A 14,540-nucleotide genomic window follows, 5' to 3' on the forward strand; every position below is an offset into this window, starting at 1 on the left:
ATGAAGCTGCTCCGGCGCACCGAAACAATAAAAATAGATGGCATAGAGATCATCACCGGCTACCGGTATGTCGACGCCGATGGAGCCGTGTACACCAGCAAGGATAATTTCCTCGAGCATAACCATCTCCCCGAGGACGCCACGCTGCTCATGCCGGATGACTGGGGCACGAAAGCGGCGCTGTCCCCGAAACCGGGCGAGTCCTCGATACCGGGAGAGGGCGTAAAGCTGACGAGCGTGGCTGCGCATCGCACTCCGATCTGGCGGAGGGTGGTCGATACGGGGCTGTTCCTCGTCGGTGCCGCCGGCGGCGCCGTGCTGACCGTCGCTACCGGCGGTGCCGGCGCCGCGGTCGGCGGGGCAATGGTGGCCGGTTCGATGGCCGGCAGCGTCGTCACCGGAGTCCTCGACCTCTACCAGCATGCCGCACACAACCGCAGCCTCAGCTTCTCCGATCCAGACGCCCGAGCCTTGTGGCTCGGACTGGGGTCATCCCTGTTGGGGACTGCGGGACCGGGGCTGCGGTCACTGGCCAAGCCCGCTGCCGCTGCCGCGGGCGCGGTGCCACGCGGTATCACCGTGAAGCAGATCATGTCGAGTGCCCTCACATATAGGCACCCGTGGCTGGCCCGCACCGCGAAGGCGATGAACCTCACGGCCGCAGGCGGATTCATCGCTCCCATCGTCGAGACAATCGCGCACAGCGCGAAGAACTGGGGAAATCTGACATCTGACCAGAAAGGCAAAGTCGACATAGAGATGGGCAAGAACGCCGCGATGGCGGTGCTTTCTATCATCGGACACTCCCGCATCCCAGCCCGGACCCGTCCAAAATTGCTGCCACAGAAACCTAGTGTCGCCGAAAAGTCAATACCTGAACGCATCAACAGCATCCTGCCTAAGGTTTATGAATACTCGATCAAAGAGATAACAGACCATTTGAACGCGCCCAAAAAGAACGTATCCCCCAAGCTCGTCAAAGAGGCCGAGGTTCATGACGCGGTGCAGGGCCAGGAGGGGTACCGGGTCGGTGATCACGGGAATGTACAACGTCTGACCAAACGTCAGATTCGTGGCCAAACCCTGCGTCCTGAGAAGCCTCGTTCGGCGGCCAGCGACATGTTGGGCACACGAATTGACAACGTCACCCGCAAGGGCACCACTTACAAGGTCAGCGACATCGCCAAACACTTGGGCGTGAGCGAAGAGAAGGTCATCGACGGATTGGCCGGCGCTCTGGAAGGAACGGCCGGTGGCCGCAAACCCAGCTATCGATACGAGCGTGATGCGCACGGCGTCGGGTACCTGCGACGCCTGACGAAGCAAGAGTCCCGCCCCCAGGCCTTGTCGCCGGAGAAGAGCGGGCTGCTGGAGCGGCTGCCCGGCAGCAAGGCGAGGAGTGACCTGGCCGCGCGCGTCGATCGCGTCACCCGCGACGGCGGGACCTACCGCCTGTCCGAGCTGACCGAGCACCTGAACACATCCCGCTCGCATCCTGCCGTGACCGAAGCCGAGGTGGCCGCCGCGCTGAAGTCGTCTCCGGCGCGCGGCGGGAAGCACTACCTGCAAGCTCACAACGAGTCCGGCGACGCCGTGGTGGCGCGGGTGTCGGCGGGTGAAGCGGCCTTGAACGGCGCTCATGAGCCCTCACCCGTGGGGCTGTCATCGGCGACCATCCGACCCAGCGAGGACGTTCGACGCGCGGTCCGGGAAGCCGATCGGTTCCGGCGCGGGGCCGACGGGCCGTGGGGGGACACGCTGCCCGACGCCCTGACGTCCATGACCGCGAGCGAGGCCGACCAGGTCAAGGCGTTGGAGTCGAGGTACAAGCGGAGCTTCCAAGCGACCGACGCCGACCACATCCCCCAGGCGGTGCGCGATGTTGACGACGGCGGATACCTCGCCTTGTCCCGAGGCGAATCCGGGGAGCCTGACGGCCTGGTCAACGTCTTCGTCGCGAGAGGCAACGTCGTCTACAACGCCAACGGAGAGCGACTGGACCCGGACAATCCGGTCGTCCAGAACATCGTGGGCGTTGTGCAGGTCGACCGAGGCCGACCCATCGACTTCGGCGGCGGCCCCCTGGAGCCGCCCCAGAACGGGTTCGGGTCCCGGCACGACGGCGCGGACTTCTTCGACGTGTCGGGGAGCATACCGAGGCAACGGACCCCCTACCCGGGCCCGGACACCCCCGCGACGCCACCGACAAGTCCTACCTCCGGTCACACCGGCAGCGGCGGCAGCGGCGGCCGGACCGGCGGAGTGTCGGGCGGCGCCACCGGTCTGGGTGCCGGCGGCGGGTCACACGACCCGAACAGGCCCGAGCACGGCGCCAACCCGCACCTCGACGGTCCGTCGTCGAAGCCCATGTCCGGTGGCGGAGGGATCAACGGTCCTCCGGGTTCGAAGACTACGACCCCTGACCGGCCGACCGGCCACGACGATGCGAAGGAGCCGCGACCAGGAACCACCCACGACGACACAGACTCCTCTGATCACGCCCCCTCGGGCCAGAGCACTGGAACCGAGCGGGACGCGACGACACCAGCGGGCCACCAGCCCACCGGCGACCAGGTACCGGAGACCGCTTCCGGGCCTGGCCACGAGGCGGTCCCGCTGTCTGACCGGCTCGATCAGCCCGGCCCGCCCCGTTCGGGCGACCGGCCAGTACCGCCGCGCGGCGACCATGAGCCCACCGGCGGCGCCAAAGAGCTTGAACGGGTCGCCAGGCACCATGAACGGGTCGCGAACGATCTCTGGTCCAAGGCCGATGACTACGCACAGGGGGAAAGCAGCAGCAGCGCCGCCAAGGCGGCCGAATTCCGCGCACAGGCCGCCGAGGCCCACCGCAAGCGCGCTGAGACGCTGTCACAGCTTGCCGAGCAGGCCAACGATGCCGAGCAGGCCGACAAGCTCAGCTACGAGGCCGACGTAGCCAAGGCCTGGGAGAACTACGCGACGGCCCGCGCCGCGGCCGACGCCGCCCTGGCCAAGCGCCTCGCGGACGCCACGGCGGGTCACCCGGGTACGGGCCACCGCGCCGGGGGAGAACCCACCGCGGCCACGCCCCAGCCCACCGGCGAGGACCTTTACCGGGCACAACAGGCGCCGCGGGACCTGGAGTACCAGGCTGGCTTCCACACCAACAGCGGTGCCTTCGATAAGGCCGCCGAGCTCCGAGAGAGGGCGGCGCAAGCACACCTGGAGCACGCCGAGCTCCGCGAAGAGCTGGCTCGCCATGCAGCCGTTCCCCGGGAAGCGAGTCACCACCGTGAAGAGGCCGAGCGTGCCCGCGCCCGAGCCGACGCCGCGCAATCCCACGCCGAAGCCGACAAGGCGCTCGACAAGGCCCTGGCCAACGTCGCGCGGCGACTCACGCCCGAGGAAGCCAAGACGAAACGGGCCGAGGCGACGAAAATCAAGGAACCCGCCGATCTCAAGAGCGACCTGAAGAAGGCAAAGCAGGAGGAGAAAGACGCGAAGAAGGCGGAGAAAGACGCGAAGAAGAAGAAACGCAGAGCGGACGCAGAGCACGCCGCCGCCGAGTACGCAAAGAGAAGGGTCTCCGATGATCCGGCCCACCCGGCCGAGTCGACGAAGAAGTTGGCGGACGAGGTAACCGCCAAGTACCAGGCCGCTGAGGAAGCCAAGGCGGAGTTCCGGAAAGCCGAGGCGAAGTCCCAGAAAGCGAAGGAGAAAACGGAGGACGCCGAGTACGAACCGGAAAAGCGGAAGAAACTGGAAGAGCTGGGGGTTAAGGAATCGAGCGACGAAGCCCGCAAGCTGTGGGCGGAGCTGGGCGATGACCGTAAGCTGCACGAGCTGCGCACGAAGCCGGAGCTGACGGACGTCGAGTTCGCCGCGTTGTCCGCGGAAGTCATCTTGCGGACCACGCGGCGCAAGCCGGGTGAGCACGTGGCGCTGTACGAGGTGCAGATCGCCGCGTTCCTGGTGCGGGTGCGGGTGCCCAACAACCGACGCGGCGTCATGGTCGAGCAAGCCACCGGCGAGGGCAAGAGCTGGGTCGACTCGATGGTCGCCGGGTACGAAGCGCACAAGATCCGGGCAACGGGCGGCCCCCGGGGCGTGCACTACCTCAAGATCGACCAGGAGCAGGCCAACAAAGCGTTCAAGCAGGACAGAGCGCTGCGTGAATGGTTTGGCCAGACCGGCAAGGTGCTTGACGAGAGCCAGCACCGCGGCAAGGGCGACTACGACGCCGACATCGTCTACGGCACCCCGCGCTCGTTCATGGAGGACTCACTGCGCGATGAGCGCCGGCCGGTTGAGGAGCGGGTGCAGCGCGGTCACGCCCACGCGGTGGTCGACGAGATCGACCAGACCCTTGTCGATAAGGCGCGGCATCCGCTGCGGCTAGCCGAGTCGACCGGGTTCGACGATGGCCCGCTCCGGAACAACGCTCGTGACCTGGCCCACCAGTTGGTCAAGGACAAGCACTACAGCATCGACCGGTCCGGCGAGATCACCATCAGCTACCGCCAAGCTCGCCTCATCGGCGAGGACACCGGCACGGTAGTCACCGGCCGGCTCGGCGAGGTGTTGCCCGACGCGGTGTGGGAAATGCGCCAGGTCCGCGACGTCGACGCCGTGGTTCGTGACAAGCGCTACGCCGAGATCCTGAACAACGCCTCCGGCTGGTCCGAGCCCGGCATGCGCCACCACGGCGGTAAGCACAGCGCGCTGGAGGCCGGGTTCGACCTCCCGGTCCGCGGCGAGCAGACCACGATCGCCCAGACCAACATCCACCGATACCTGCGCGGATACGACCACGTGTCCGGGTCCACCGGCACGGTCAAGGGCGTCGAGAGGCTGGTGCGCGAGCTCTACGGCCTGGACACCGTGCACATCCCGCGTCACCTGCCCGACCGGCGCATCTTCGACAACCGCCGGATCTTCGGCACCCAGGAGGCGAAGTTCGCCGCCATTGCCAAGGAGCTCGCTCAGGCCCGCGCCAAGGGAGAAACCCAGCCCGTGGTGGTGTTCGTCTACACGATCCCCGACGCGGAGAAGCTCGAAAGCGCGATGCGCGCGGCGGGCATCGTTCCCGAGAGATTCACCGCACTCGACAAAGACCTCACCGGCCTGAAAGTCAAGACCAAGATCGCCGGCGAGGAGAAAGCCGTGGGAGTCGCCACCGCCATCATCTCTCGGGGCACCGACATCGAGCTGGCCCAGAAGGCGCTGGAGGCTGGCGGCCTGCGGGCCATCGTGGCCAGCATATTTCCCAACGCCCGCGCCCATAAACAAATAGAAGGCCGTCCGGGTCGGAACGGCGCCCCCGGGCGAGTCGGCGACTTTATGGATATGGAAAGCGAGATGCTGGGGTCGCGCCAGGAATGGGGCGACGGAGAGATCACCAACAAGGTGAAGCTACGGCTCGCCAACCGGCTGATCACCCGAAAGATCAACGAAGCAGACAAGGCCGACGTCAAGCAGGCCCGCCGGATGATCCTGGGCGACGAGACGCCCACCAAGGAGTTCGTTGTCGAGGCGCCCACCTCGGGTGGGGGCTTCCGTCGGTCCGCGCGGCACGAACAGCTCGACTACCTCGCCACCCGCACCAAGGATCTCGGCGGGCAATACGCCGAGCTGCGTGAGGAAGTATTCGGCGCTCCCAGCCGATCCAACGTCGCCGAGCTGAACCGGGTTGAAACCGAGCTGAATGCGACGCTGGCCGAATACCAGTCGCTCGTTCGCTCCGCCGCGGCCCAGAACTCGGCGACCGACCCCGTCGACGCGGCAACGGACACCACACCGGCTACCGACGCCGCTGCACCCGGCGAGACGGAGCTCGCGGTTTCACCCGACCAGGTGCGCAAGGCACGCAAGCAGGCCGCCTCCGGGAACTACGCGGGAGCGATCGGCACCCTGCGCCGGATCGCCACCGCCGTCACGCTGGTTGTCGACCTCTCCGAGGGCAGCCAGGACGATTGGGCCGTCGCCCGCTGGGCCGAGCTCTCCGCTCAGGGAGCGATCGCCGCCTCGCAGCGGCTGGACCTCGACGAGCGCCACTCGGCGAGCCGCCACGAACTGGACCACCTCGCCCACCACCTGGACCGGTTGGAGTACCTGGCCATCACCCTGCCGGCAAACACGACGGCCAGCCGGTACGCCGCCGACATCGCTCGACCGCTACGCCAGCTCAGCAGGGCGATCGAGCTTGCCGACCGGCTGGACATGACCGCGGACGAGCTGGTCGCCGTCCTGGCTGTCGCACGCAAGCAGCTCGACGAACTGCAAGCCGGCAACCCGGTCCAGCTCGGGCGGGAGACCGACCCCTTGGCACTGGAGCTGATGCTGGCCGAGCTCCTCGCCTGGGCGGACGGAGCAACCACCGAGATCGAGCCGCCGTCGCTCAACCTGGCGGTCGACTGGCTGGCCGACTACGCCAGCCACAACAAGCCCGCCGAGAGCGCGCGCGACGACCGCAACGACCCCCACCGCCAGGCGGACAAGCTCGTCGAAGCCATGCGCGCCGGCTCCGCCGGGCACACCAGCGATCAGATCCGGCAAACCCTCAGGCCGCTGCTCATCGACCTGGCTGCCGCCCGAGCGAAGGCCGGCACGCTGGCCACCGAGACTCTCGACCGGCTGACCTACAACCCCGCGCATCTGCTGAGCGCCTTCGTGACCGCAACCGCGGCGATGATGCCCAGCATGCCAGCGGAGCTCACCGACCTGTTCGACCGCGCCGCCGCCGAGGACGGACTCACCCACGCCGAGCTGGACATGCTGACCAAGTACGCCTCCGGCGCGCCGCGTCACGGCCAGCCGGATGCCAACGGCGGCCCGACGACACAACTCGTTGCGCTAGCCGTGCTGAACAACCGGCCCGGCCCCGAGACCCCCGAGGACACGGAGGACACCGACAACACCGGAGGCCCCGCCAACACGCCGCACGAGCACCTCCCTTCCCCGCCCGGCACCGACGAGACCCCGGCTCCGGCAGTGGCCGGCGCGGGCGGAACCGGCGGCCGCACCGGCGGCCCGTCCGGCGGTGACACCACCGGCTCGCACGACGATGAGCCCGGCGGCACACACTTCCGCCCGGCGGACACCAGCTCCTCGGCCAAGAAGCAGCGGTCCCCGTCCGAGCCAAGGAGTCCCCCGGCTCGTGACGACTCACACTCTGACACCGCCAACCGGCGCACGGGCGGCTGGCTGAAGTCGCTACTCGGAGTCGGTACCGGGGCGTGGCGGTGGGTTGGCGCTGGGGCGCTCGCCGGTGTCATCGGGTTGGCCGTGTTCGGCGTGCTCGGTGCGCTGATCGCCGCGCCGCTCGGCGCAATCACCTACTGGGTCGCCGGTGCCTTGCTGCACCGGTTTGCCGAGCCAGGCGACGTCCGGGAACCGTCGGCGCCGCGCACATTCCTGCACACCGTGCACTCGGGCGCCCTGCTGGTGCTGCCGTTCAGCGGCGACCTCACCACGCTGGCCGCCGCCGCCATCGGCGTGCTGATCGCGGCGCTGCTGCGCGCCGGCTGGTTGAACGTCCGGCCCTCCACACCGGGCGCGCAGGCCGTCGGCTGGCTCGGGCTCGCCACCCTGGTGGGCGGGCTGCTGTCGGCGCGGTACGGCCTGGCCCCGGTCGGCGGCGGCATGATGGCGGGCGCCGTGATGGGGCCTGGCGGTCGGCGCGGGATGCTGCCGGATCCCGGGATCGCGCAGGCACTGGACGCGGCGCGGCAAGCACTAGCCGCCGAGCGGCGGCACGGCGCGGACCCGCTGGCCCGCTCGAGGCAGCTCGACGTCGCGCGGCGTGCGCTGGCGTATGTGCGCGACAACCTCGCGATGGCCGATGCCGAACAGCGGAGGGCGTTCGAGGAGCTTGAGGCGGGGCTTGCTGGGGCGGTAGGCGGCATATGGAGGGCGCTGGCGGCACAGGTCGCTTGGTTGGGTTCGGTAGGCGAGTTCGACGGGCGGCTCAAGGTGCTGAGCCGACTCGTGGAGGCACTGCAGGCCGAGCACACCAGGGCTACAGGGAGGCTGAACGTCACCGAGCTCGCGGGCTCGAACGTGCTGGACCAGATGATCCCGGTCCGCAATCAGATCGTCGGCCTGAATATTCGGTCGCGGCCCGAAGAACACGAAGAAGCTGCCGTGTTCGGGCTGCTCCAGGAAATCGCGGCGAACATCAGCGCGCTCGAAAGGGCACGGGCCGCCGGCAGGAGCCAGCGGGAGCAGCAGCCGGAGATTGCCCGGAGGACCACCGAGGCGCTGCGGGCGGGGCGAGGTTGGGCGCGGGCGAGCGAGCTGACCGAATGGCTTGGCCGGCTCATCCCACGCGAGGTGCTCGGCGCCGCGGAGTCCGCCCCGACGCTGGTGACCAGTCGGGCACGGCGCATGCCGCGTGGTCACAAGCCGGATGAGGGCAAGCGGTTGGTCGTGCTGCTGCCGGAACGCACGTTCACCAACCCGCGGGAGCGGAAGGACGCCGAGACGCAAGCCGCCCAGGCGGAGGTCCTGGTCCGGGTGCTGCCCAACCCGACGGTGTTCCCGTTCCGCCGCGGCTACTTGATCATTGGAGGGGATCCGGAGGCCGACGTCACCGTGGACCAGGCCGGAGTGGCCGCCGTGCAGGCAGTGATCGTCAGGCGGAACGACGGGTTCTGGGTGGTAAACCGCGACCCCGACAACCGGAACCTGCTGCTGGTCAACGGCGCTCGGGTTCCCGTAGGTGGCGTCGTCCGCATCAGCGACGGACAGCGGATCGTCATCCACATCCGCAACGAAGAGCGGACCACCCGCGTCGTGATCGAGTTCCGCCTCACGGCCGGAAACCAACCCGCACCGCAGACCGGTGGGGCGTTTGCGGTGATCGGTGCGGCGGTGCTCGGGCTGGGTGTGGGGGTCTCGACGCTGGGCTCCGGCAATGCCGAGGCCGCCGAGAAGGGGACCGACGGCCTCAGGTCGATGCAGGAGGCGGGACTGGGCACGGCGGGCTGGGCGGGCCTTGCCCTGGTGGCGTCCGTGGTGGTCGCCCTGGTGGTGTGGGCGGCCCAGGCCGGGCTGTGGCAATGGTTGTGGACCTGGCTGCGCAGGTTCCCGCGTGGTCCGACCGATCGGGCCTCCGATCACGAGGCCGCCCACATCGACGACCACCCCGCCGACGTAGGGCGTGACCACCGCGCCACGGCCGACGCGTTGTTGAGTGAGCGCGACCAGGCCCGCGCCGTCGCCGCGCTCACCGAGGAAGCAAACGAGACCCGTACCCGGCTAAACGGGATCCCCCTAGACCGTCTGAGCCTCCAGGAATACGAGCTCATCATCGTCTACTTGCGCGATCTCAAGGAGCTGCAAGACACGCTGGTCAACCCGCCCGACGGCCTCCCATCAGTCCGCAACCAGTGGCTGAGCTCGATGCAAGCGCGATTCCAATTGGTCCTCGGGGCGCTCAACCAGCTCATCGACCACGTGACCGAGTCCGAGCCGACACCGATCGAGACGGCGCGGGAAACCATCGCCATGATCACGATCGCGGAGCTGCTCTCCCCTGAAATGGGCAAGCAGGTCGAGGCCGAGTTCGCCGAGTACTGGAACCTCCTGGATGAGTACCAAAACGGGTACGACGAGCCCGGGGCCGAAGACACCGAGACAGAGCAGAAACTCATCGACCTGCTGGAGAAGATGCGCGCGGACCACCGGGAACGGTTGGACGAGCTGGTGCGGACCCGACGGCAGCAGCTCGCCGGCGGAGAACGGCCGCCGTCGCCGCCGGACGAGTCCTCGTGGGAACCGACTGAGCTGCTGACCTTGGAGCGGCTCGCCGCCCAAATCCTCGCCGAGCACCTGGGAAACACGGCTAAGGAGGTCGGCGAACTGAGCCGCGTTCCAGGCGCCGATCCGCTGCTGTGGCTGCCGGTTCTCCGCGAGCTGACCGCCCTGCATCGGGAAGCAGAGGACCGGCTGGCCCGCCTCGACGAGTTCGAGGCGGGCTTGCGCGTCGACGTTTCCGACACCGGCCCGATCGGCGGTCCGGCCACTCCCCACCCGGGCGCCGGTTCGGTGAGTGCGCCGGATGCCGGCCAGGACGCTCCGGCGGTCGACCACCCACTCGGGCCGGGTACACGGCTGTGGCGTTGGCTGCGCGACATCCTGCACAACCAACCGCCCCGGGCGACTGCGGCTGGCTGGCGGAACGACGAGCCACGCGGTGGGTTGTCCATGCTCGTTTGGGCGCTTACCCAGTCGATCCGTGACCTCCAGATGCCGAGAACCTTGCTGGCGCGGTCGATCGTGCGGGTCGTCCTGCTGCTCGGCCCGCCGGTGGTGTTGTTGCTGCTGACCGCGACACCGGCGATCGCCGCCGGCCCGGGCCTGGTGGTGCTGGTGAGCGGGCTGAGCACCATGGGCCTGGCGGTGACCACGGCCGGCGGCTGGCTGGCCTACCGCGCCATCAGGACGTTCAAGAACAGGCCAAAGTGGCTGCCCCGGCACGCGAGGGCGTCGCGCAAACCCTTCAGCGAGGTACAACGGTCCGCCGCTGAGCGGGCCATCCTCCGTTCGGTGCCCGTGAAGCGGATCTTCGCGCCGCACGGCCGCTGGCACGGGGTCGTTGTGATGGCAAACCTCACCGAGCGGATGCGCTGGAAGTACAAGGGCGCGGCGGACGACATGTACTACTACCCGTCTTCTTCGGATCGCTGGAAGTACATGGACCTGCGGGTCTACCAGGCGTTGATCGCCGGTAAGGACCCCAAGAAGGCGCTGCGACCCGACGAGTCGGTCAACCTGGACAAGCCGGCCAATGAGCCCGACTGGGCGGCGCTGCGCGCGCGGGCCGAGGAAGCCGCCAGCCACCGCGCGGCCGGCAACACTCTGGCGTTCTGGGACGCGCTCGCGGCGCTCTCTCCGGCGCTCGTCTCGGCTTACCGGTGGTACCTACAGAACTCCGCCACGCGGCGCGAACTCCCCCAGGACTTGATCGCGATCGCGGACGCGCTGGCCTCGATCGAGCCCGGGCGGGAACTGTCCGGATCGTTGCTCGGCGGCCGGGATCTGGTTCACGAGTCCTTCCGAGGGGTGTTCGACAACCTGCTACCCACCATGGCGGAGCTCGGCTGGCGAACCACCGAAGCCACCCTCAGCTCACCCGACGGCAAGCATCTGATCGTGCTCACCCCGGACTGGCCACAGCGCATCGGGCTCGGTGATCGCTGGGAGACCAACGGCAACGAGATCCTGGTGACCGGCGACCGAGTGTCCCGCAGGCACGCGGAGCTCAGCCGGGTCGCCGACCCGAACACCCGGCTGCTCCGCGACCTGGGCTCCGAGCACGGCACCTACGTCAACGGCCAGCGCATCGTGGAGCGGATCCTCGCGGACGGAGACAGAATCGGCTTCGGTGATCCGGCCGCGCACCACTTCACCTTCCACGCCGGGCGGGACCCCGGCGACAACACCTCGCCCGGTCCGCGCGACCCGAGGCCGACGGACCCCGGCCCGGCTACAGCGGGGCACCAGGCGTCCAGCCACGCCTCGATGTGGCACCGGCTGACCGGCTGGCTGGCCAGCGCTGGGCGCGCGCTCGGCACTGCGGTGATGGCACTGCTCGACCTGCTCTGGCGGCGGGTAATGCCACGGCTCCTGCGTTCCCTGCGCACCGTGATCACCGCCTCGTCGCACCGGGGTCAGGGCGGGCCGCCGCCCTCGGCGAACGTCAGGAGCCACTCCCAGCTGGCCGACGCGTTGAGCAAGGTCGGCGTGCACATGCTGGAAACCGTCGTCGACGACCTGGATGCCTGGAGGCGAGCCTGGGCCGAGGGCGAGTCGCTGGTCCGCAGGCCCTTCGGGTCGCGACAGCCGTCCACGGCACAGGCAACGCGGCTCTGGCGGAAACTGCGGACGCTGGTAGACGAACGCGCGGTGGGCTCGCTCGACTCGCTGTTCCACGTGTCCTTCGGAGTCGACATCGATGCCCTACGGGATGCGCGACTGACGCCCGGCCCGGCCCTGCCGAGGCCCCAGCTGCCGGAAAACACCAGCATCTCCGTGTTCGCCAGCGACGAAGCTCGGATCAAGTTCACCGAGGTCGTCACCGCCTGGAGTGCCCTCACAGAACTGCTGGCGCCGCCGACTCAGCTGATGAGCCCGGAGGAACGCGCCGCATGGGATGCATACCGCACCCGGCTGAAGAAGAGCTTCGTGACTGACCTCACCAAGACGCTCAAGGAGCTGTCTCTCAATGACCGGACGGCCGTAGCGAACGCGCTGAAACCGCTGGACCCCCAACTGCCGGGCATTCTCAAGAAGATCCGGGAATCCCAGCGTGGCGGTCCGCTCGCGGCGAGCACGGCCGGTGGCGCCTTCGGCTCTGTCGTCTACGGGGATGACCAACGGCTGGGCGGGGTGGCCGGCTGGGTTGGCGCTCGCGTGGCCGAAGGGTGGGCTACCTGGTCCGGCAGGGTCGGTGGCATCGGCGTGATGATCTTGCCTGGGCTGCTCGGCGCGGCAGGGGGGATCAAGATCCTCTTCTGGGTGGGGGTTCACGCTGGTCAGCCGGTGATATTTGTCGACCCGCGGATCATGGCGGCGTTTGTGAGGTTGCCGCGCGGGCAGCAGGACCTGGTGGTCCGTCGCGAGTTGCTTCGGGTGACGAACCCTGGCGATGAGGACGTCGTGCGTGCCTTCGATGGGGAGCATCCCGAGATTCGGGTAATCGCCCAGTCGCTGCTGCGTCGCGGCGGCCTACTCGCGGGCTCGGCGACCGGCCGAACCACAGGTCAGGACGTCGCCGAATCGGGCCTGGACAGAACACCGCCCGGATCGGGAGCGTCGGCCCCTGGGGCGCTCCACCCGTCGGGTGGCTCGGCGACGCTCGCATCTGTGATGGCGAGGGCGGCGGCCGGGTTCATGATGCTGCGGCGGCTCGCCTCACTCATCAGCGCGCGCGGCCCACCGGCGGTGGCCCGGTTCGTGTTCGGCCTGGCCCGGCATCTCGGTCTTCGTATCGGCTCACCTTCCCCGTCGTCATCCGACGGTTCAGCTCCGCGTTCTTCCCCGCGCAAGACGCTCCGGCCTCGACCCGTTGAGCACCGCGCTTCTTCTCCCGCTTCCCGAACGGCCGCATTCACGCGCCCGCTTACGAAGTATTTGTTCACAAGAAGAGGAGAAAAGGAATGGAATCGCAATTCGGACCCGCGCCGCTCTTCCGAGAGCCCGGACAGACCGCACCCGAACCACCAACTCTCTGCGAATACCCAGGATGCGGACGGCCAGTCCCAGAGATCCCCGGCCGGGTGGCCCGCTACTGCGGACCCAAACACCGAAACGCAGCACACACACACCGACGCCGACACCGCTACACCACCCGCTAAACCCCACACCTCCCCCGCCCACACCACCACACGTGGGCGGGGGAGACCCACCACCCTCACCACGACACTCGCCGGGGCACTGGCCGTCCTCACCATGGCCGCCGCGATGTGGATCGCGCCCGCGCTCACCGACAACGCCACCACCTGGGCCGCCACACCCGCCACCGGAACCCACACCCAGCCCAGCGTCCCCACCTGGGCACTGATCACCACCGCCGGAATCGGACTCACCACGCTGCTGACCAACGCGATGTTCGTCCGGGCCGCTACCTGGCCGGCGCGGCGGCCCTGGTCGAGTACTCCGGGCCGATGGGTTGCCCGGGTCGCGGTGGTGGTGGGCGCGGCCGTGCTCACCTTGTTGCTGATCGCGACCCCGGCCTCTGCAGCGGCTGGATGGGGGGTTGCCGCCGGATCGGTGGCGGGGCTGGTGTTCGGCGGGTTGGTGCTGGTGGTGGCCGGTCATGCGGTGGCGTCGCGGGTGCTGCCGGCGATCGTCGGCGCTCAGCGGCGGGTGGTGCGGTGGTTGGCCACCACGCGCATTGGCCCGTGGGTGCTGTCTCCAGCACGGCAATCCGTGGAGGCGGGCCGGCGATGGGAGGCCGAGCGGGACCGTCTCGATCGGGAGCATGAGCTTCTCCAGTCACGGTGGCGGGAGGCGCGGGCGCGGGCCGAGCGGCTGGAGCACAAGGCCGAGCGATGGGAGCACCTGGCCGAACGGGCGCAGCGGCTCCAGCGTGGCGATCCCGACGCGATCAACAAGGCCGTCGAACGGCTACAGCGCGGGGCCGGGCGGGCCCGCGAACAGGTCGAGATGCTCGACAAGGCGATCCGAGACAACCGGACGGACGCACACCACGCGGCGGTCACCGCGGCCAGGCAACGGCAGGTGGCGCTGTATTGGGCGATTGATACCAAGCGGGTACCGGCATGGCCGGGTCGTGGGGTAGGCATCGCGCTGGCGGCCGCGGCCGTCGCCGGCTGGCTGGTGGGCGGGTTCGCGGTGCTGGGCTGGCCGGTGCCGCTGGACGTGGCCGCCGGCGCGCTGACGGGGGCGATCGTGGCCAGCCTGGCCGGGTTGTTCTGGTGGGCGGGCAGGGCACGCGGGCCACCACCGGCGCTGCTCACCGCCACCGCCGCCGGAATGTGGACCACCTGGTGGATGGGCGCGCACGGAGCCTCGCCGGCGCACGCGGTCGTGGTGGC

At 69.0% G+C, this 14,540-nt stretch carries 1 pseudogene (only partly in view); it reads left to right on the top strand.

Annotated features, from left to right (window positions below):
• A pseudogene (locus N912_RS58855) lies at positions 1 to 14,540 on the top strand (MFS transporter) (its annotated part continues 37,903 nt past the right edge of the window); the annotation flags it as partial.

This window comes from Actinospineispora acaciae DSM 45401 (assembly GCF_000620785.1).
Taxonomy (GTDB): Bacteria; Actinomycetota; Actinomycetes; order Mycobacteriales; family Pseudonocardiaceae; genus Pseudonocardia; species Pseudonocardia acaciae.